We start from the raw sequence: 21,142 nt of genomic DNA, 5'->3' as shown, positions 1-21,142 counted from the left end.
CCTGTCGTGTCCCTGATCCGGGTTATCCACAGGAACAACCGGAAGATTGCATTCCGGGGCATGGTCACTCCATGACGAATCACCACGACGCCATGGACCCCGCCGACCACGGCCCGGACCGTCACGGCCCGGACGGCCAGGGGGCGAACGACCGCGAGCCGGCCGGCCGCGAGCCGGACAGTCACCAGGCGGGCGACCGCGTGCCGGACCACCGCGTGCCCGACGAGCGCGTGCCAGGCGACCGCGTGCCGGACGAGCGCCCGGCGGCAGCGGACGGTCACCCCGCGCACGGTTCCGCCCACACGGGCGCCACCCCAGCCCCCGACCGGCCGGCCCGGCTGATCGACTGCCCGGACTTCGACGCACCCGTCAAGCTCCGGTCCGCGGCGGAGATGGCGGACGCGCTCCCGTACATCCTCGGCTACCGCCCCGAGGACTGCGTCGTCCTGCTGGCCCTGCACCGGCAGGAGGGGTACAGCAGGTTCGCCGGCCGGGTGCGCCTCGGCATCCCGAAACGCACCGCGGACTGGCGGGCGGTGGCGGACGAACTGGCCCGGTGCCTGGTGATCGGGTCGGCGCGACGCGGCTCCCTGCCCGATGGGGTGGTCGTCTTCGTCTGCCGCGAGCCCCGGGGCGACGGGACGGGCCCCGCCGTCATGGAAGGGCTCCGCCCCCTGGCGCAGTACCTGCGCCGCGCCTGCGGCGGCTTCGGGGTGCCCGTGGTCGAGGCGCTGTGCCTGTCCGCCGGGCGCTACTGGTCCTACTGCTGCCCCGACGAGCGCTGCTGCCCCGCGGAGGGCACCGCCATGGGCTTGCCGGGTTCGTCGGTGCTCGCCGCGGCGGCCGCCTATGCGGGCATCCGGGTGCGCGGCCCGCTGCGGGAACTGCGCGCCCGACTCACCCCCTGGGAGGGCCCCGCGGCACGCGAACAGGAATCCGCCCTCGACGCGGCCCGCGCACGGCTGATCCCCGACGGGAGTGACCTGACGGAGCGCCGCGACGCGTCCGCCGCGACGCTCACCCTCGCCCGCACCGCGCTGACCAGGCTCGGGCCAGCGCCGTGCGACCCCGACCCGACGGCGGCGGACGGGGCGGACGACGCGCTGTTCTCCCACGACGAGGCGGCGGCCCTCATCCTCGGCCTCCAGGACCGGGACACCCGCGACGCTGCCGCGGAGTGGATGGAGGGGTCGGACGGGGAAGCGGCGCTCAGGCTCTGGCGCACGCTGGCCCGCCGTTGTGTGGGCCCGTACGCGGACCACGCGGCGGCTCCCCTCTCCCTCGCCGGCTGGGTCGCCTGGTCCACCGGGGACGGCCTGGAGGCGCGCGAGGCCCTGGCGATGGCCCTGGCCGCCGACCCCGACTACCTGTTCGCCAGGCTGCTGCACCGGGCGTGCAACGACGGTCTGAGCATCGAGACCATGCGGGAGTGCATCCGGCAGGGCGGACAGGAGCGGGAGGCCGCCCGGGCCCGCGCGGCGGACGCGCGCCCCGGCCCGCAGCCTGATCGGGCCGCCCCCGTCCCGAGGTCCGCGCGGACCGCCGCCGCGCTCCGCCGCGGCAAGGCCCGGCAGCGGGCGGCCGGAGGTTCCCGCGGTCCGCTGCCGAGCGGTCCGCCGACCCGCCCGGGGCCCCGCCCGCGCCCCGCCGCCCGGCCCCGTCCCGTCGCCTCCCCGCGCCCGGTGACCCGCCCCGGACCGGGCCGCCCCACCGAACACTGACGAGGGCGGGTCGCCCTCATGGCCCCGAACGTCGGTCCGGGAGAGCCGGGAGAGCCGGGAGAGCCGGGAGAGGGGGGAGTGCGGTGGCGGCGCCCGAACGAAGATCTGCGAGGAGGAAGGAATGGACTGTTTATCGTCAGGGAGACGACTATGATCGCGGCATGCCGCCCTACGACCCGTCAGCCTTCCCGCCCTTCGCCGTCACCGTCGACCTGGTGGTGCTGACCGTCCGGCGCCATGCGCTGTGCGCACTGGCGGTCAGGCGCGGTGAGGCGCCGTTCCAGGGGCGCTGGGCGCTTCCCGGCGGCTTCGTGCGGGAGGACGAGGACCTGTCGGTGGCGGCGGCCCGTGAACTGGTGGAGGAGACCGGGTTGTCCGTCCACGACCCGGCCGCCCCGGCCCAACCCCACGGCGCGCACCTCGAACAGTTGGCCACCTACGGCGACCCGGGGCGCGACCCCCGCATGCGCGTCGTCAGCGTCGCGCACCTGGCGCTGGCGCCCGACCTCCCCGCGCCCCGGGCGGGCGGTGACGCCAGCAACGCCCGATGGGCACCGGTGGAGGAACTGCTGGAACGGGGCGGGCCCGACCGCGAGGGCGAACAGCCGGCGCCGCTCGCGTTCGACCACGGGCGCATCCTCGCCGACGGGGTGGAACGCGCCAGGTCGAAGATCGAGTACTCGTCGCTCGCCACGGCCTTCTGTCCGCCGGAGTTCACGGTCGGTGAACTGCGCAGGGTCTACGAGGCGGTGTGGGGGGTCACGCTGGATCCGCGCAACTTCCACCGCAAGGTGACCGGAACGCCCGGGTTCCTCGTCCCGACCGGTGGAACCACCACCCGCCAGGGCGGACGGCCGGCGCAACTGTTCCGTGCGGGCGGCGCCACGCTCCTCAACCCACCCATGCTGCGGCCGGAGGTCTGACGCACGGCACGTCCAACGGCGGGTGACGGGGACGGGCGCCCCTTTCTCCTCTGGGCAACACCCATGCCCACCAATGACCGAAAAGTCTAGTTTGTCGCGCTATCTTGCTCGGGTACCCCATGGCGTCGCCCGTCCCCCGCCCCGGTGGGCGGAACTCCGGCCGCCGAGCGGTCGCACCGCCCGCGAGAGAAGCGATGATCCAGGCCATCGGACTGACCAGCACGTCCCGCAAGGAGACCTTGCCGACCGTCGCCGACGTCTCCTTCGACGCGCCCACCGGACGGATCACGGCCCTGCTCGGGCCGCGGGGAGCGGGGAAGTCGACGGTCCTCCGGCTGATGCTCGAACTCCAGCCGGGCCGCGGGACCGCCCACTTCCGAGGACGACCACTGCACCGCATCCCCCACCCCGCGCGTGAGGTGGGCGTCGTTCTCGGTGAGGTGCCGGGTCACCCCGCCCGCACGGTCCGGGGGCATCTGCGCATGCTGTGCGCCGCGGCGGGAGTGCCCGGCGGTCGGGCCGACGACGTCTTGGAAGCCACCGACCTCGACCGGGTGGGCGACACCCGGCTCGGCTGCCTCTCGCACGGCATGGACCGCCGCCTCGCGCTCGCCTGCGCCCTGCTCGCCGATCCGCACACGCTCGTGCTCGACGCCCCCACGGATGGCCTGGCGACGCCTGAACGGAGCTGGCTGCACCATCTGTTGCGGTCCCACGCCGGGCTCGGGGGCACCGTGTTGTTCAGTACCGACGACGCGAGGGAGGCCGCCCGTACCGCCGACCGCGTCGTCACCCTCGAAGCAGGGCGGGTCATCGCCGATCAGGAAGCGGTCGACTTCGCCCGCACCCGGTTGCGGCCCAGGGTCGCGGTGCGCAGCCCGCACGCCGTCCGGCTCGCACGGTTCATCACCCAGGAGGCGCGCGCCGCCCGACAGTCGGTCGAGGTCGTGAACGAGGCCGGCAACCGGCTGTCCGTGTACGGGAGCACCTGCGCGGAGATCGGCGAGCTCGCGTACCGACACGGCATCCTGGTCCACCAACTCGCCGACGAGACCGGGGACACGGGGCCGCGAGCCGGCGGCGACGGAGACCGGGTCGCCGCCGAGGGCGACCCGCCCGACCGGAAACCCCCTCCAGCCCCCCGCAGCCCCGCTCGCCTCAGCGCCCCCGCCTCACCGACGGACCCGGCCGCCCCCGTCACCCAAGTCGCCCCCACCACCCCCACTGGCCCCATCAGTCCCATGGACTCCGAAGAAGCGGCGCCCGGCGGTACGGGGCCGCTCGCCGCACCCGCCGCCGTACGCACCGCCGGGCTCGACGACGCCACGCACCCACCCCGTACCGCCGCGCCGTCCACGGGGGCGGAGCCCCGCGCGCTCCCGCCCGCCATCACCGTGCGCCCCGTGGGATCGCCGCTGCGCCCGGTCCGCTACGAACTGCGTCGCGCCACCGGCATCGCCACCGGGTACGTCACCTGTGCGACGGCGCTGGTGGTCTCCGCCGTCCTCGCCGTGTTCCTGGCGCGGACCGGTCATGAACCACCGGCCCGGCTCCTCGCCGCCTGGCCCGAACAACTTCCGCTGCCCCCTGCGGCCTTGGGCGCCGGACTGCTCGGCGCACTTGCCTTCGGCGACGAGTTCCGACATCCGGCGCTCGCCGCCGACCGGGGCACGGTGCCCCGCCGGCTCGGACTCCTCGGCGCCAAACTCACCGTCGCGGCAGCCACGGCGCTCCTCCTCGCCGTCGTCACCGTCGGGTGCGACGCCCTGCTGCTCGGCCTCGTGTACGGGGGAGAGGTCGGAGCGCTCCCGTCGTCCTGGCCGGTGCTCGCCGCGAGCTGGATCGGGCTCGTGACCGGCTGCTCCTGGGCGGGGGTGCTCGCGGCCGGAACCTTCAAGTCGACGGCTGCGGGCCTCGCCGCCGTGCTGGCCGTTCCCGTCCTCGTGGTGCCGGGCGTACAGAAGGTCTTGTCCGGTCCATCAGTTCGAACGGCGGCCGGACTCCCGGCACGCCTCCACGAGTTCACGATGTGGCCGTTCGGGGCGGAGAAGTTCCTGGTCGCGGGCCTGCGGATGATCACCCAACCGGTCGGCAGCGCGCTGACGCTCTCGCTCGCGGCACTGCTGTGCGCATATCTGCTCACAGTGAGCCGTAGCAGGGTGCGTTGAAGACCGAGACTGACCGATTGGTCGACCTGCGGACACAACTTCCCGAGTGGCGTTCACTTCTTTCCGATAAGGCGTCAATTGCGAAGGGGTGAGCGATCACCCTTTCGTGTGCTTTTCACCAAAGACCTCAAGGCTCCTGAGGGCAAGGCCGACAAAGGTTCCGTGAGTACCCTTGCGCACACCATGATGACCACCGCCCGCACCGCAGACTCCGGCCTCGCCGGACCGGGCGGACTCGACCGCTACACCTACCCGGAGGCCCCCGCGACGGACCGCGGCGTACCGGCCTGGGACGCGTCCGACCAGGAGCTGGGCCGCGTCGGCAGGCGGGCCGCGGGCAGCCGTGGCCGAGGTCTGCACGGCCAACTCGTCCAGCAGCTCGGCCAGATGATCGTTTCCGGTGACCTGGGCGCCGACCGCCCGCTCGTGCCCGAGGAGATCGGTCAGCGGTTCGAGGTCTCCCGCACCGTCGTCCGGGAGTCCCTGCGCGTACTCGAAGCGAAGGGCCTGGTCAGCGCCCGCCCCAACGTCGGGACCCGGGTGCGCCCGGTCAGCGACTGGAACCTGCTCGACCCCGACATCATCGAGTGGCGCGCCTTCGGCCCCCAGCGGGACGACCAGCGCCGCGAACTGAACGACCTGAAGTGGACGATCGAACCGCTGGCGGCCCGGCTCGCCGCCGGGCACGGCCGGGAGGACGTGCAGCAGCGCCTCACCGACATGGTCGAGATCATGGGGCACGCGCTCGGCCAGGGCGACGCCGTCACCTTCGTCCGCGCGGACGCCGAGTTCCACGCCCTGCTGATCCAGGCCGCGGGCAACCGCATGCTGGAGCACCTGTCGGGAATCGTTTCGGCCGCGCTCCAGGTCTCCGGCGGCCCGGTGACCGGTTGTGACCGTCCGCACGAGGGGGCCCTCGTCCACCACGCCCGCATCGTCGACGCGCTCGCCCAGGGGGACGGGGCGGCCGCCGAGGCCGCGATGCGTCAGCTGCTGACCTCCCACCCCGAGGTGGAGCGCGTGGTTCCGGCTCCCCGGGAACACTGAAAGGCCCTTCCGTCCGGCCCGGTGCGCCCCGCTGATGCGGGGCGGGCCGCCGGCACGTGCGTCGGCGCGGTCCGCGGGTGCCCCCGCGGATCGCCGAGCCGGGTCGGTGACCCCCGTGCGGGCCAGCGGTCCGCGGGTTCCCCGTCGAGCGTCCCCCGTGCCGTAGTCCACCGCATCGCCGGTGCGCCCGCCCGGCGCCCCCGCGACGCGTGACGCATCCGCCCGCGGTGGACCCGGCAGGAGCGAGCGAGGCAGGGACGGCCGTCCGCGCGGTCGATCCGGTCGATGCGGTCGATCCCGTCGACACGGTCACTCGGGTCGCCGTGGCCGACCGGGCCGGGGCCGTCGAGCCCTCCCGCCCCGGGAGCGGGCGGGCCCGCAGCAAGCACCTCACGGAGTCCGCGGTCCCCGTTCCGGCGGGTCAAGAACGCGACGCAATACGGCGACGTCGGATCGACCTGGGGCAGACAGTCGCAAATCCTGACCGCTTCTGATCGGGTCTAGAATCTTTTGTCCGCTTACGGGGTGTGACTCGGGCCACGTAGATTGACCGTAACGCTCCCGGGCACTGCGCGATGACCTAAGAGGTGACAGGCCGAGGAGGGAATACGGCAGCCGTTGACGGCGCTGTGAATCTCCTAGGCCACGCCCGCGCCGTCGACACATCCCCAGTCGGCGGTCGTCGGCTCCCGTCCGCAGTGGACGGAGTCGGAAGCCGTTTTCCAACGTTCCGAGAGGTTGTTCGTGTCGGCCAGCACATCCCGTACGCTCCCGCCGGAGATCGCCGAGTCCGTCTCTGTCATGGCGCTCATCGAGCGGGGAAAGGCTGAGGGGCAGATCGCCGGCGATGACGTGCGTCGGGCCTTCGAAGCTGACCAGATTCCGGCCACTCAGTGGAAGAACGTACTGCGCAGCCTCAACCAGATCCTCGAGGAAGAGGGTGTGACGCTGATGGTCAGTGCCGCGGAGCCCAAGCGCACCCGAAAGAGCAGCGTCGCAGCGAAGAGTCCGGCCAAGCGGACCGCGACCAGGACCGTCGCCTCCAAGACGGTCACCACCAAGAAGGCCGCAGCAGCGCCGACCGCCGGTTCGGCGTCCACCGGCGCGTCCGACGAGGACGCGACGACGCCCGCCAAGAAGGCGGCGGCGAAGAAGACCACCGCCAAGAAGGCCGTGGCGAAGAAGACCACGGCGAAGAAGACCACGGCCAAGAAGGCGACCAGCAAGAAGGGCGCCGACGAGGTCCTCGACGACGAGTCGGCCGAGGAGACCCCGGGTACGCCCGGTAAGCCCGGCGACGAGCCCGCCGAGGAAGGTGCGCAGGGCTTCGTCCTGTCCGACGAGGACGAGGACGACGCGCCCGCGCAGCAGGTCGCCGCGGCCGGCGCCACCGCCGACCCGGTCAAGGACTACCTGAAGCAGATCGGCAAGGTCCCCCTCCTCAACGCCGAGCAGGAGGTGGAGCTGGCCAAGCGCATCGAGGCCGGACTGTTCGCCGAGGACAAGCTGGCCAACGCGGACAAGCTCGCGCCCAAGCTCAAGCGCGAGCTGGAGATCATCGCCGAGGACGGCCGCCGGGCCAAGAACCACCTGCTGGAGGCGAACCTCCGGCTCGTCGTCTCGCTGGCCAAGCGGTACACCGGCCGCGGCATGCTCTTCCTCGACCTGATCCAGGAGGGCAACCTCGGTCTGATCCGCGCGGTCGAGAAGTTCGACTACACCAAGGGCTACAAGTTCTCCACGTACGCCACCTGGTGGATCCGGCAGGCGATCACCCGCGCGATGGCCGACCAGGCCCGCACCATCCGCATCCCGGTGCACATGGTCGAGGTCATCAACAAGCTGGCCCGCGTGCAGCGGCAGATGCTCCAGGACCTGGGCCGCGAGCCCACCCCGGAGGAGCTGGCCAAGGAACTCGACATGACCCCCGAGAAGGTCATCGAGGTCCAGAAGTACGGCCGTGAGCCGATCTCGTTGCACACCCCGCTCGGCGAGGACGGCGACAGCGAGTTCGGTGACCTGATCGAGGACTCCGAGGCCGTCGTCCCGGCCGACGCGGTCAGCTTCACGCTCCTCCAGGAGCAGTTGCACTCCGTGCTCGACACGCTCTCCGAGCGCGAGGCGGGCGTCGTCTCCATGCGGTTCGGCCTCACCGACGGTCAGCCGAAGACCCTCGACGAGATCGGCAAGGTCTACGGGGTCACCCGTGAGCGCATCCGGCAGATCGAGTCGAAGACGATGTCCAAGCTGCGCCACCCGTCCCGTTCGCAGGTCCTCCGCGACTACCTGGACTGATCTGCCCGGCACCGCCCGTTGCCGATCCCGGCGGGCGCGGCCGTGGGCGTTACGCCAGTGAGGGCCCGGTTCCCGGTGGGGACCGGGCCCTCCGGCGTGTGTGCGGGTGCGGCGGGGACCCGGTTGGTCGACGCTGGGTGGGTCATCGCCACCCTGTGTGAGGAGAGCGCATGCCCCGTCCCCTCGTCCGTGCCCTGACCGGAGCGCTGCTGCTGGCGGCGGCCACCACCGTGCTACCCGTGGCGGGCCCGTCCTCCGCGTCCGCCGACGGCCTGGTCGTCGGCGGCCGTCCGGTGGACATCGTGGACAGCCCCTGGGTGGTCGCCCTCGCCAGCCGTGACCGGTTCGGCGGTACCCGGGCGGGACAGTTCTGCGGCGGTGTCGTGGTGGACCGTACGAGGGTGCTGACCGCGGCCCACTGCCTGGGGCCCGAGGCGCTCGGCTCGGTGCGGGCGGCGGACCTCGCCGTCATCGCGGGGCGCGCCGACCTGCGGGACGGAACCGGTGTGGAGGTGCCCGTCCGGGAGACCTGGGTGAGTCCGGCCTACGACCGTACGACGAACGCGTGGGACGTGGGGGTGGTGACCCTCGCCGAGCCGTTGCCGGAGCGCTACGTCATTGCGGTGGCCGGTCCCGGTGATCCGGCGTACGAGCCGGGTACGCCCGCGGCCGTCTACGGGTGGGGGGACGTCACCGGGCGCGGTGACTACGCGGTCGCCCTGCGCTCCAGTCAGGTCGAGGTGCTGCCGGACGACGTGTGCCGCCGGGCGTACCCCGGTGGCCCCGAAGGGCGCTACCTCGCCGACTCGATGCTGTGCGCGGGGGTGGGGGAAGGGGGCCGGGACGCCTGTCAGGGGGACAGCGGCGGTCCGCTGGTGGCGAACGGACGGTTGATCGGACTGGTGTCGTGGGGGAGCGGCTGCGGCCGACCCGGCCGTCCGGGGGTCTACACCCGGCTGTCAGCCCTCGTCCAGCAGCCCCAGCAGCCGGACACCGACGACGACTCCTGAGCCCCGGCTCCGTCCCGGCGAGCAGCAAGGCGCGGGCAGCGGCAGGGCGGGGGACGGAAGGCGGGCGGTGGGAGTGGGATCCCGCCGCCCGCCGCCACCCACCGCTACCGGCCGCCTGCACACCGCCAGGGTGCGCAACGCAAGCGGGCGGGCCCCGTCACACGGGGTCCGCCCGATTCGCCGGCCTGACGCCGGTGCTGGCTCGTCGTGGATGCGAAGTGTCAGCGTTCCTCGGCCTCGGTCGAGGCCGGAGCGGCGTTCAGGCGCTCCGTCTCGTCCTGTATCTCCGCGGCGATCTTCTTGAGTTCCGGCTCGAACTTGCGACCATGGTGGGCGCAGAAGAGCAGTTCACCGCCGCTCAACAGGACCACGCGGAGGTAAGCCTGGGCGCCGCAACGGTCACAGCGGTCAGCGGCCGTCAGCGGGCTCGCGGGGGTCAGAACAGTAGTCACGTCGCCTCTTCTCTAGCTCGACGAGCTGTCGTACCAGGGTCAACATCCAACCAGGCCGAAAACGTTCCCGCTCGTGGCTTCTCCTCGAAAAAATCTTTCCGATCTCGCCGAGGTGGCTGTCTGCTGCCGGTTGGCGGCGAATGTGCCGTAGTGCGTGTCTTCGTGTCGTACGGGTTCGCGCGGTTTGCCGGTTCGGTCCTCCCGGCTGGATGCCGGTTGTTCATGAGGACGTGCCCGGAGCCTAAATGGTTCATGCCTGGAAGGGAACGTGATGTGTACTTCACTCCAACGAGCGATCGAACAGACATGCGATCCTCGACTAGGCTTGGTGCGGGTTGAGGGTGGCGTGACAACGGCTCTACCAGGGCTCGGTACCCTCTGAGCGGCGACCGAAGCCTGGGCCCTACCCCACGGGGCCCCATCTGAAATTCAGCGAGGAGCGAACCGCGTGACCGCCGATACGTCCGTGCCGTCCACTGCGCTGCTGACCGGAGCAGACCGGGACGGTTCCAACTACACCGCGCGGCACCTGCTCGTCCTGGAGGGGCTGGAAGCGGTCCGCAAGCGGCCCGGGATGTACATCGGGTCCACGGACAGCCGTGGCCTGATGCACTGCCTCTGGGAGATCATCGACAACTCCGTCGACGAGGCTCTGGGCGGCTACTGCGATCACATCGACGTGGTCCTCCACGACGACGGTTCGGTCGAGGTCCGCGACAACGGTCGTGGCATCCCGGTCGACGTCGAGCCCAAGACGGGGATGTCCGGTGTCGAGGTCGTCCTGACCAAGCTGCACGCGGGCGGGAAGTTCGGCGGCGGTTCGTACGCCGCCTCCGGCGGTCTGCACGGCGTCGGCGCCTCGGTGGTGAACGCGCTGTCGGCCCGCCTCGACGTCGAGGTGGACCGGGGGGGCAACACCCACGCGATCAGCTTCCGCCGGGGCGTCCCCGGAGCGTTCGCCAAGCCGGGGGCGGACGCGGCCTTCGAGCCGGGGTCCGGTCTGCGCAAGACCAAGCGGGTCCCCAAGACGCGCACCGGCACGCGGGTGCGGTACTGGGCGGACCGACAGATCTTCCTCAAGGACGCCAAGCTCAACCTGGAGACGCTCCACCAGCGCGCCCGGCAGACCGCCTTCCTGGTGCCCGGCCTCACGATCGTCGTCCGGGACGAGCTCGGCCTCGGCGAGGGCGGCAGCAAGGGCGAGGAGTCCTTCCGCTTCGACGGGGGCATCAGCGAGTTCTGCGAGTACCTCGCCAGCGACAAGGCGGTCTGCGACGTCCTGCGCTTCTCCGGCCAGGGCACCTTCAAGGAGACCGTCCCGGTCCTCGACGACCGGGGGCAGATGACCCCGACCGAGGTCACCCGCGAGCTGGGCGTGGACGTCGCCATGCGCTGGGGCACCGGGTACGACACCACGGTCAAGTCGTTCGTCAACATCATCGCGACGCCCAAGGGCGGCACGCACGTCACCGGGTTCGAACGTTCCGTGACCAAGACGGTGAACGAGGTGCTCCGCGCCCAGAAGCTGCTGCGGGTCGCCGAGGACGACGTCGTCAAGGACGACGCCCTGGAGGGGCTGACCGCGGTCGTCACCGTCCGGCTCGCCGAGCCCCAGTTCGAGGGGCAGACCAAGGAGGTCCTGGGCACCTCCGCGGCCAATCGGATCGTGGCCGCGGTGGTCGCCAAGGAGCTCAAGACCTTCCTCACGGCCACGAAGCGTGACGCGAAGGCCCAGGCCCGTGCGGTGATGGACAAGATGGTCGCCGCCGCCCGCACCCGCATCGCCGCCCGCCAGCACAAGGAGGCCCAGCGTCGCAAGACGGCCCTGGAGTCCTCCTCGCTGCCCGCCAAGCTCGCCGACTGCCGCAGCGACGACGTGGAGCGCAGCGAGTTGTTCATCGTGGAGGGGGACTCCGCGCTCGGCACGGCGAAGCTCGCCCGGAACTCCGAGTTCCAGGCGTTGCTGCCGATCCGCGGAAAGATCCTCAACGTTCAGAAGTCGTCCGTCTCGGACATGCTCAAGAACGCCGAGTGCGGGGCGATCATCCAGGTCATAGGAGCCGGCTCCGGCCGCACCTTCGACCTCGACGCGGCCCGCTACGGGAAGATCATCCTGCTGGTCGACGCCGATGTGGACGGCGCGCACATCCGCTGTCTGCTGTTGACGCTGTTCCAGCGGTACATGCGGCCCATGGTCGCGGCCGGTCGGGTCTTCGCGGCGGTCCCGCCGCTGCACCGGATCGAGCTGGTCCAGCCCAAGAAGGGCCAGGACAAGTACGTGTACACCTACTCGGACCGCGAACTGCGGGAGACCCTGCTGGAGTTCCAGCGCAAGAACGTCCGCTACAAGGACGGCATCCAGCGCTACAAGGGGCTCGGCGAGATGGACGCCGACCAGTTGGCCGAGACCACGATGGACCCGAGGTTCCGCACGCTGCGCAGGATCAACATCGCCGATCTCGAAGCGGCGGAGCAGGTGTTCGACCTGCTCATGGGCAACGAGGTGGCGCCGCGCAAGGAGTTCATCACCAGCTCCGCGGCGACGCTCGACCGTTCGCGCATCGACGCCTGATCCGTCGTGGCGTCCGCCGCCTGAATCCGTCGCCCGATCCGCCGTCGGGCCCGGCGTTCGGGTCCGGCGTCGGTCCGCTGTCCGGTTCGGCGCCCGCCCGGGCGCCGAACCCGCGCGCCCCGCACCGGGGCGCGGGCGCTAGCGGTCCGAGCCGCGCGGCGACACCCAGGCGTACCGGTGCTCCGGCCGGCCCGTGTCCCCGTACCGCAGGGTGAGTTGGAGGCGGCCGGCCTGTTCCAGGTGGCGCAGGTAGCGCTGTGCGGTGGAGCGGCTCAGTCCGGTGCGTTCCGCCACCTCGTGCGCGGACAGCGGCTGTCCGGCCCGGTGGAGGACCCCGCAGATCAGGTCCGTCGTGGGCACCGAGTGCCCGCTGGGCAGCCCCTGGGTCGCGGTCGGCGTGGTGGTCCGCAGCGCACCGAAGATCCGGTCGACCTGTTCTTGGGCGGCCATCCCGCTGCCCCCGACGCGGTCCACCGTGCGGCGTAGGGCCGCGTACGCCTCCAGTCGGCTGCGCAGGGCGTCGAAGGTGAACGGTTTCACCAGGTAGTGCAGGGCGCCGAGGCGCATGGCGTCCTGCACGGTGGTGACGTCACTCGCTGCTGTGATCATGATCACATCGGTGCGGTGTCCCAGTTGGCGCATGTGTTGGACCAGGGACAGTCCGGTCCGGTCGGGCAGGTAGTGGTCGAGCAGCACCAGGTCTATTTCCTCGCGCTCCACGGAGGCGAGTGCCTGGGCGGCGTCGTGAGCGCGACCGGCCACGCGGAAGCCGGGGACCTTGGCCACGTAGCGGGCGTTGATCTCGGCGACGCGGAAGTCGTCGTCCACGACCAGGACGTCAATCATCGACCGGGCCTTTCTGGTTAAGCCCTCGGTGAGGCTTCGTTGTTCTAGCGCGCACAAAACGAGCACAACAGGGTTTTGCAATCAGAAGATGGGCCAGCGCGCACAAGGATCGCACTGTGATGCACCCGCCACCTACGGTGCCGGGCCATGACCACAGATACCAGCAGGGCGACCGGACGGTGCTCCGGTCGCCGGGAACGGAGGCGGTCCCGCGCGACGGCCCGGTGATCCGGCGCCGTCCGCAGACTCCCAGGCGGGCCGTCAGGGCGGGGACCGACGTCGACCCCGGCCTCCGTCACCGCCCCGGGCCCCTGTACGCCCCGCTGAAGGCCCGGCGGCCCCTCCCGCTCCCCCGGGAAGGGCCGCCGCACCTCCGGCTCCTGACGCGGCCGTCAGGCTGATCCACCTCACGAGGACGTGATGCGCATGCCGGACACCAGCAGATGGAGGTCGGCCGCCGGCGCGGGGCTGATGGCGTTGGGCGCCCTCGTGGGACTGTCCCTGGTGAGCGGAGGGTCCGTGGGCGACGGCTCCGGGGTGCCCGCACCGCGCCAGGAGCGGACGACCGTCGACGAGGCGGAACACGACGGCCCCTCGCCGGTGGGCCGGTCGGCCAGGACCGTGCCCGACGCGTACGGCGGCACCGGAGTGATCCGGCCCGCGAAGACCACCCGCCGCTGATCCCGACCAGGACGCTCATCCCGACCAGGACACCGACCACGGGCTCGACGAGCCCCCTCACGTGAGCCCCCGCGCTACTTCCCCCGCGCGCGGGGGCTCACCCGCGCGCGGCCCACGCGTAACGGTGCTCCGGGCGTCCCGTCTCCCCGTACTTCAGGCTCAGGCGCACCCGGCCCGCCCGTTCCAGCAGCTTCAGGTACCGCGCCGCGGTCTGCCGGCTGAGCTGGGTGCGGTCCGCCAACTCCTGGGCAGAGACCGGGCCGTCGGCGGACACCAGTACCTTGCGCACCAGCTCAGCGGTGGTGGGGGAGTGCCCCTTCGGCAGGTCCGGCTCCCCGGTCACGGCCAGCGCGCCGAAGATCCGGTCGACCTCCGCCTGCTCGGCCTCGCCACCGCCGCGCAGGGTGCGCTGGAGGGCCGCGTACGCCTCCAACTTGGTCCGCAACCCGGAGAACGCGAACGGCTTCACCAGGTACTGGAGGGCGCCGAGGCGCATCGCCGCCTGCACGGTGCCCACGTCCCGCGCGGCCGTCACCATGATCACGTCGGTCTGGTGGCCCCGCTCGCGCAACCTGCGCACCACGTCCAGGCCCGTCTCGTCGGGCAGGTAGTGGTCGAGGAGGACCAGGTCGACCTCGCCGCCCTCCACGCAGTCCAACGCCTCGGCCGCGTTGTGCGCCTTCGCCACCACCCGGAACCCGGCGATCTTCTCCACGTAGGCCGCGTTCACGTCCGCCACCCGGATGTCGTCGTCGACGACCAGCACCTCGATCACCGCGACTCCTCCGCGTTCGTCAGTTCCGCCTCGGACAGGGCCTCCGGCAGCCGCACGGTGAACTGCGCACCGCCGCCCGGAGCCCCGGTGACCTCCGCGTCACCGCCCTGGCGCTCGGCCAGTCTGCGCACCAGCGCCAGACCGATGCCCCGCTTGCCGCGCGCGGGGGCCTTCTTGGTCGTCCACCCCTCCAGGAAGATGGTCTCCCGCTGGTCGGGCGGCACCCCCGGGCCGGTGTCCTGCACCCGCAGCACCGCCGCCCGGCCCTCCGCCCGCAGCACCACCTCGACCCAGGCGTCCGAAGAGCCGGAGGCGGCGTCCAGCGCGTTGTCCACGAGGTTGCCGACGATCGTGACCAGCCCGCGCGGGTCGATCAGCCGGTCCGGCAGCCAGGTGTCGGGCGACACCGCGAGCGAGACCCCGCGCTCGGCCGCGACCGTCGCCTTGCCGACCAGCAGGGCGGCGAGCAGCGGGTCGTGGATCTTCTCGGTGATCTGCTCGGCGGTGACCCGGTGCGCCCCCGCGACCTCGCCGACGAACTCGACGGCCTCCTCGTACATCTCCAACTCCAACAGGCCGAGCAGGGTGTGCATGCGGTTCGCGTGTTCGTGGTCCTGGGCCCGCAGCGCGTCGATCAGACCGCGCGTCGAGTCCAGCTCGCGGCCCAGCTGCTCCAGTTCGGTGCGGTCCCGCAGGGTGGCCACGGCGCCGCCGTCGTCGGTGGGCATCCGGTTGGCGATGAGCACCCGGGTGCCGCGGACGGTCACCAGGTCGGTACCGGTCACCCGGCCGGCCAGGACGTCGGTGGTGCGGCCCGGGCCCAGCGCCGAGTCCAGGGAGCGGCCGACCGCTTCGGTGCCGAGGTTCAGCAGCCGGTGGGCCTCGTCGTTGAGCAGTCGGATGCGGCCGTGGCGGTCGAGGGCCACCACGCCCTCGCGGATGCCGTGCAGCATCGCCTCGCGCTCGGCCAGCAGCGCGGAGATGTCCGAGAAGGCGAGGTCCCGGGTCTGCTTCTGGACCCGCCGGGAGATCAGATAGGCGGCGATCGCGCCCACCGCCAGCGCGCCGCCCGCGTAGGCGAGCAGGCTGGGGATGGTGTGGATGAGCCGGGCGCGCACGCTGTCGTACTCGATGCCGACCGACACCGCCCCGATGATCTCGCCCCGTGCGTCCTGCAACGGCACCTTCCCCCGTGCGGACCGCCCGAGGGTGCCGTTGTCTATCTCCATCACCTCGTGGCCCGCCAGGGCGGCGCTGGGGTCCGTGGAGACGAGCTTCCCGATCTGGTGGACGTCCGTGTGCGACCAGCGCACCCCGTCCGTGTTCATGATCACGATGTACTCGGCGCCGCTCGCCCGCCGGATGCGCTCCGCGACGTCCTGGACGGGCCCGCCGGGCGTCGGCAGGGACTCCTTCACGTCCCGGGCGATCTGCGGCTGCGCGGCCGTCGTCTGCGCGATGGACAGGGCGCGGCGCATCGCCTGGTCGTCGAGCTGGTCGCTGAGCGGCGCCAGGAACAGGCCCGTGGCCAGCACGGCGACGCCCGCGGCGATCGCGAGCTGCATCAGGAGCACCTGGGAGAACATCCGCCGGGGCAGACCGAGGCGCAGGCGTCGCGTGGGGGGAGACGAGCTCATGTGTACGAACGGTACGGGGCCGGGGCCGCTTCCCCGTAGTCCCTGTGGTGGGTATCTCGTGGCGTTGATGTGCGGATACGTTCCGTGGCGGTCGGGTCACCCACCCGGTGTCGGGGTCACCTCACGGACCGCGACCACGTCCATGCGGGCCGGGGTGGCCAGGGCGGCGCCGCAGCTCTCCGGCCGCGCCGGCAACGAGGCCCCCTGGGCGACCGTGACGCGCCACCCGCGGCCGTCCGCATGGGCCACGGTCACCTCCCAGCGGGGCGCCGCCCCCTCGGTCCGCACGACGCTCAGCACGCCCGCCGTGAACTCCCGCGCGGCCGTGCGCACCGCCAGTTCGGCGGCCTGGCCCGGCCGTTCCCACGCCGAGCCGCCCCGGCAGCGCTCCGTGACGATCCGGCCGTCCGCGACCGCCGAGAGGATCTCCTTCACCAACGGCGCCTCGACCCTGCCGTACGCGTAGCCGTGGGGGAGCACCAGCACCGTGGGGGAGAAGCGGTGGCCCCCGATGTGGGTGACCTCCCAGGCGCCGTCCACCCCGGAGGCGGCCAGCTCCTGCGCCAGCGGACGCCCCAGCAGCGCACAGCAGCGGTCCCGCTTGCCGTTCGTGCACACCAGCGTCAACGGGGCGCCGCGGTGCGCGGACGCGCCCATCGCCCGGTCGAAGCCGCTGTGGTCGCCCGCCCCGAGCGCCCGGAAGTCCAGGTCGAGCAGGCGGGCGGGGTCGCCCTCGACCGACTCCCGCAGCCAGCCGGCGCCGGGCACCGTGTGGGCCGCGTACACCCGGCGCCGACCCGGCACCTGCCGGTCGGCGGGCCGCCCCGGTCGGCGGATCAGGGCCACCCGCACCCCGGTGTCCGTCGCCGCGGCCTCCAGGGCCCGACCGAGCGCCGGGTCCAGCCGGCTCGACGTGAGGGCCTTGGCGCCCCAGGGGCCCGGCTGTTCGACGAGCAGCCAGGTCCGGGCGGTGGCCGCGGTTCCGGCGAGCGGCTCGTCGAAGTCCCGCGAAGCACTCGTGCACGTACTCACAGAGGTGAGCCTAACCTGGCTCCGACCGCGGGGACTTCCCACCCGGCCGCGCCGCCCCGGACGACTGGCCGCGCCGCCCCGAACCACCGCCCGGATCACCGCCGGCCCGCCCGGGCCGGACGGCCGCCGGACCGCAGCCCGGCGCGGCCCTCGTATCCTGGTCGCCCGGCGCCCCGCGGGGGCGGTTCCGGACGCCCGGACGTCCCGCCGGACCGGCCGGGCGCAGGCGAGAGGGCACGTGTTGAGTCAGCAGCAGATCCCGGTCATCGTGCTCGCGGGGTTCCTGGGCGCGGGCAAGACCACGCTGCTCAACCATCTGCTGCACAGCAGCCGGGGCAGCCGCATCGGGGCCGTCGTCAACGACTTCGGGTCCATCGAGATCGACGCCATGGCGGTCGCCGGCCAGCTCGGCGACTCCACCGTCTCCCTGGGCAACGGCTGCCTGTGCTGCGCCGTCGACGTCAGCGAACTCGACACCTACCTGGAACGGCTGACCCGGCCCTCGGCCCGGATCGACATCATCGTCATCGAGGCCAGCGGCCTGGCGGAGCCCCAGGAACTGGTGCGGATGGTGCTGGCGAGCGAGAACCCGCGCATCGTGTACGGGGGGCTCGTGGAGGTCGTCGACGCCGTCGAGTTCGCTGCGACACGGCTGCGCCACCCGGAACTCGACCGGCATCTGCGCATCGCCGACCTGGTGGTCGTCAACAAGGCCGACCGGGTGCCCGGGGAGGAGCTGCGGCGGGTGCTGGACGCGGTCGGCGCCCTGGTGGACCGGGCCGCCGTGGTGACCGCGGACTTCGGCCGGATCGACCCCGAGCTGCTCTTCGACCGCAAGGCCGTCGAGGAACGGGTGGGCCAACTCTCCTTCGACGACCTGGCCCTGTCGGGGAGCTCCCCCGGGGACGCCGACGGCACCGCGCACCCGCCCGCCCCGGAGCACCTGCACACCGGGTACGAAACGGTGTCCTTCCGGGCCGCCGAGGGGCTGCACCCGCGGCGGCTGATGGACTTCCTCGACAGCAGGCCCGAAGGGCTCTACCGGATCAAGGGCCACGTCGACTTCGGCGCGGCCGACCCCGACCACCGCTACGCGGTCCACTCGGTGGGACGGTTCCTGCGCTTCTCCCCCGAGCCCTGGCCGGCGGGGGAGACCCGCGGCACCCGACTCGTGCTCATCGGGTCGGGCATCGACACCAGGGCCCTGGAGGCCCGGCTCGACGGCTGCCGTACCCTCCCCGACGAGGGGACGCCCGAGGAGCACACCATGTGGGGCGTCCTGCGTTACGTCCCCCGGCAGGACGATCCCGACGCCCCCGCCGACCACCCGTACCCGGCCGAGGACCCCGAGGTCCCCGACCGGGTGTGAGGGCCGTGCCCGCCGGCCCGCGGGTCACACCGGGCCGGCGACGACCCCGACCGTCTTGTCCAGCGGCAGCCCCGAGCCGTCGCGCCGCGGGTCGACCTCCGGCAGGTCCACCGGGGCGCCGCCCCGCTGCGCCGCGCGCGGCGGAGCCGCACCGGCCCAGGCGAAGCTCAGGCAGTCCTCGCCCTTGAGGAACCGCTGGCACCGCACCCCGCCGGTGGCCCGGCCCTTGCGCGGGTACTGGTCGAAGGGGGTGAGCTTCGCCGTCGTCTGCACCGAGTCGTCGAGCGTGCCGCGGGAGCCCGCGACCGTGAAGACCAGCGCGTCGACCGCCGGGTCGACCGCGGTGAACGAGATGACCTTCGCCCCGTCCGCGAGCTTGATGCCCGCCATGCCGCCCGCCGGACGCCCCTGCGGACGCACCTGGGACGCCTGGAAGCGCAGCAACTGGGCGTCGTCCGTGATGAAGACCAGGTCCTCGTCGCCCGTCCGCAGCTCCGCCGCGCCCACGATCCGGTCGCCCTCACGCAGCGCGATGACCTCCAACTCGTCCTTGTTGGACGGGTAGTCCGGCACCACCCGCTTGACGACGCCCTGCGCCGTTCCGATCGCGAGGCCCGGCGAGGACTCGTCGAGGGTGGTCAGGCAGACCAGGTCCTCGTCCGCCTCCAGGGTCAGGAACTCGGCGATCGGCGCACCGCCCGACAGGACCGGGGCCGACGCCGTGTCCGGAAGCTGGGGCAGGTCGACCACCGCGATCCGCAGCAGCCGGCCGGTCGACGTCACCGCGCCCACCTCGCCGCGCGCGGTCGCGGGCACCGCCGACACGATCACGTCGTGCTTGGTGCGGCGGCCCTCGCCCTCCGCGAACGGCTCGGCGGTGGCGGTGCGCGCCAGCAGACCGGTGGAGGACAGCAGGACCCGGCACGGGTCGTCGGCGACCTGGAGCGGCACCGCGGTGGCCGGGGCGGTGCCCGAGGACTCCAGCAGCACGGTGCGCCGCGGGGTGCCGAACTTCTTGGCGACCGCCGCCAACTCGCCCGAGACGAGCTTGCGCAGCTCGCCGTCGGACTCCAGGATCCGCGTGAGTTCGGCGATCTCGGCGGTCAGCCGGTCGCGCTCCGACTCCAGCTCGATCCGGTCGAACCTGGTCAGCCGGCGCAGCGGGGTGTCCAGGATGTACTGGGTCTGGATCTCGCTCAGCGAGAAGCGGTCGATCAGCCGCTCCTTGGCCTGGGCGCTGTTGTCGCTGGAGCGGATCACCCGGATGACCTCGTCGATGTCGACGAGCGCCACCAACAGACCCTCCACCAGGTGCAGCCGGTCGCGCCGCTTGGTGCGCCGGAACTCGCTGCGGCGGCGCACCACGGTGAACCGGTGGTCCAGGTACACCTCCAGGAGTTCCTTGAGGCCCAGCGTGAGGGGCTGGCCGTCGACCAGGGCGACGTTGTTGATGCCGAAGGACTCCTCCATCGGCGTCAGCTTGTACAGGTGCTCCAGGACGGCCTCCGGGACGAAGCCGTTCTTGATCTCGATGACCAGTCGCAGCCCGTGCGCGCGGTCGGTGAGGTCCTTGACGTCCGCGATGCCCTGGAGCTTCTTGGAGCCCACCAGGTCCTTGATCTTCGCGATGACCTTCTCGGGGCCCACCGTGAACGGCAGCTCCGTGACCACCAGGCCCTTGCGGCGGGCCGTCACCGGCTCCACGGAGACGGTCGCGCGGATCTTGAAGGTGCCGCGGCCGGTCTCGTAGGCGTCCCGGATGCCGGACAGGCCGACGACCCGGCCGCCGGTGGGCAGGTCGGGACCCGGCACGTGCTTCATCAGGGTCTCCAGGTCGGCGCCCGGATACCTGATGAGGTGGCGGGCCGCCGCGATGACCTCGCCCAGGTTGTGCGGCGGCATGTTCGTCGCCATGCCGACGGCGATCCCCGACGAGCCGTTCACCAGCAGGTTCGGATAGGCGGCCGGCAGCGCCACCGGCTCCCGCTCCTGGCCGTCGTAGTTGGGCGCGAAGTCGACGGTGTCCTCGTCGATCGACTCCGTCATCAGCGAAGTGGCGTCCGCCATCCGGCACTCGGTGTACCGCATCGCGGCCGGCGGGTCGTCGTTGCCGAGGGAACCGAAGTTCCCGTGCCCGTCGACGAGGGGCAGCCGCATGGAGAAGGGCTGCGCCATCCGCACCAGGGCGTCGTAGATCGACGCGTCGCCGTGCGGGTGCAGTTTGCCCATCACCTCGCCGACGACCCGGGCGCACTTCACGTAGCCGCGGTCGGGGCGCAGGCCCATCTCGTTCATCTGGTAGACGATGCGGCGCTGCACCGGCTTCATGCCGTCACGGGCGTCGGGCAGCGCCCGCGAGTAGATGACCGAGTACGCGTACTCGAGGAAGGAGCCCTGCATCTCGTCGACGACGTCGATGTCGAGGATCCTCTCCTCGAAATCGTCGGGCGGCGGGGTCTTGGTGCTGCGGCGGGCCATCGCTGCTGCGGCTCCTTCACATGTGTGCCAGGACAGGGAACGGGTACGGATGCCGACCATTGTGGACCGCCGCGCTGACAACGCGGACCGCGACCCGTCCGTTCGACCCGCCACGCATCTCGCTGTCGGCGTAGCC

The 21,142-nt window shown here is 72.3% G+C and carries 15 protein-coding genes; 9 read left to right on the top strand and 6 right to left on the bottom strand.

Annotated features, from left to right (window positions below; translation table 11 throughout):
* Positions 1–71 precede the first annotated feature (71 nt).
* From ACFYOU_RS16000 to ACFYOU_RS15975, 6 genes are all read left to right on the top strand, one after another.
* A complete protein-coding gene (locus tag ACFYOU_RS16000) occupies positions 72–1,721 on the top strand; it encodes a DUF4192 family protein (RefSeq protein ID WP_391306208.1) in 1,650 nt (549 codons plus the stop codon).
* A 161-nt stretch (positions 1,722–1,882) separates the two neighbouring features.
* Positions 1,883–2,644: an NUDIX domain-containing protein gene (locus ACFYOU_RS15995; protein WP_389767968.1), complete on the top strand. Its 762-nt coding sequence runs from the start codon at positions 1,883–1,885 to the stop codon at positions 2,642–2,644.
* Between the two features lie 194 nt (positions 2,645–2,838).
* Complete coding sequence (locus ACFYOU_RS15990) at positions 2,839–4,812, top strand: ATP-binding cassette domain-containing protein (protein WP_391306206.1); 1,974 nt, start codon at positions 2,839–2,841, stop codon at positions 4,810–4,812.
* A gap of 162 nt (positions 4,813–4,974) precedes the next feature.
* Entirely contained in the window at positions 4,975–5,859 is an 885-nt protein-coding gene (locus ACFYOU_RS15985) for a FadR/GntR family transcriptional regulator (protein WP_389767972.1), read from the top strand.
* 738 nt (positions 5,860–6,597) lie between these two features.
* Entirely contained in the window at positions 6,598–8,154 is a 1,557-nt protein-coding gene (locus ACFYOU_RS15980) for an RNA polymerase sigma factor (protein WP_391306203.1), read from the top strand.
* A 170-nt stretch (positions 8,155–8,324) separates the two neighbouring features.
* Positions 8,325–9,164 carry a serine protease gene (locus ACFYOU_RS15975; protein WP_389767976.1) on the top strand — a complete coding sequence of 280 codons (840 nt, stop codon included), beginning with the start codon at positions 8,325–8,327 and terminating at the stop codon, positions 9,162–9,164.
* A gap of 221 nt (positions 9,165–9,385) precedes the next feature.
* Here ACFYOU_RS15975 and ACFYOU_RS15970 read toward each other — a convergent pair whose 3' ends face one another.
* Positions 9,386–9,616, bottom strand: a complete 231-nt coding sequence (locus ACFYOU_RS15970; RefSeq protein ID WP_385488540.1) for a hypothetical protein — start codon at positions 9,614–9,616, stop codon at positions 9,386–9,388.
* Between the two features lie 448 nt (positions 9,617–10,064).
* Here ACFYOU_RS15970 and ACFYOU_RS15965 point away from each other — a divergent pair, with 448 nt between their 5' ends.
* Complete coding sequence (locus tag ACFYOU_RS15965; RefSeq protein ID WP_389767978.1) at positions 10,065–12,188, top strand: type IIA DNA topoisomerase subunit B; 2,124 nt, start codon at positions 10,065–10,067, stop codon at positions 12,186–12,188.
* Between the two features lie 138 nt (positions 12,189–12,326).
* Here ACFYOU_RS15965 and ACFYOU_RS15960 read toward each other — a convergent pair whose 3' ends face one another.
* Positions 12,327–13,034 (bottom strand): response regulator, encoded by a 708-nt coding sequence (locus ACFYOU_RS15960; RefSeq protein WP_385488536.1) that lies wholly within the window; start codon positions 13,032–13,034, stop codon positions 12,327–12,329.
* A gap of 426 nt (positions 13,035–13,460) precedes the next feature.
* Between ACFYOU_RS15960 and ACFYOU_RS15955 the strand changes: the two genes are divergently transcribed.
* On the top strand, positions 13,461–13,715 hold the full coding sequence (locus tag ACFYOU_RS15955) for a hypothetical protein (RefSeq protein ID WP_391306200.1): 255 nt from the start codon (positions 13,461–13,463) through the stop codon (positions 13,713–13,715).
* Between the two features lie 97 nt (positions 13,716–13,812).
* On the opposite strand, the gene ACFYOU_RS15950 is transcribed toward ACFYOU_RS15955, so the two are convergent.
* The 3 genes from ACFYOU_RS15950 to ACFYOU_RS15940 all read right to left on the bottom strand — a co-directional run bounded on the left by ACFYOU_RS15950 (position 13,813) and on the right by ACFYOU_RS15940 (position 17,159).
* Entirely contained in the window at positions 13,813–14,490 is a 678-nt protein-coding gene (locus ACFYOU_RS15950) for a response regulator (protein WP_389767984.1), read from the bottom strand.
* Entirely contained in the window at positions 14,487–16,127 is a 1,641-nt protein-coding gene (locus ACFYOU_RS15945) for an ATP-binding protein (RefSeq protein WP_389767986.1), read from the bottom strand. Before ACFYOU_RS15945 ends, ACFYOU_RS15950 begins: the two co-directional genes overlap by 4 nt.
* 96 nt (positions 16,128–16,223) lie before the next feature.
* On the bottom strand, positions 16,224–17,159 hold the full coding sequence (locus tag ACFYOU_RS15940) for a sucrase ferredoxin (RefSeq protein ID WP_389767988.1): 936 nt from the start codon (positions 17,157–17,159) through the stop codon (positions 16,224–16,226).
* Between the two features lie 241 nt (positions 17,160–17,400).
* Between ACFYOU_RS15940 and ACFYOU_RS15935 the strand changes: the two genes are divergently transcribed.
* On the top strand, positions 17,401–18,528 hold the full coding sequence (locus tag ACFYOU_RS15935) for a GTP-binding protein (protein ID WP_391306197.1): 1,128 nt from the start codon (positions 17,401–17,403) through the stop codon (positions 18,526–18,528).
* A gap of 24 nt (positions 18,529–18,552) precedes the next feature.
* Here the strand turns inward: ACFYOU_RS15935 and ACFYOU_RS15930 are convergent, their stop codons facing one another.
* Complete coding sequence (locus tag ACFYOU_RS15930) at positions 18,553–21,006, bottom strand: DNA topoisomerase (ATP-hydrolyzing) (protein WP_391306195.1); 2,454 nt, start codon at positions 21,004–21,006, stop codon at positions 18,553–18,555.
* Between the last annotated feature and the right edge of the window lie 136 nt (positions 21,007–21,142).

Source organism: Streptomyces sp. NPDC005955 (assembly GCF_042871255.1).
Taxonomy (GTDB): domain Bacteria; phylum Actinomycetota; class Actinomycetes; order Streptomycetales; family Streptomycetaceae; genus Streptomyces.
This window is presented reverse-complemented; position numbering and strand designations above follow the sequence as displayed.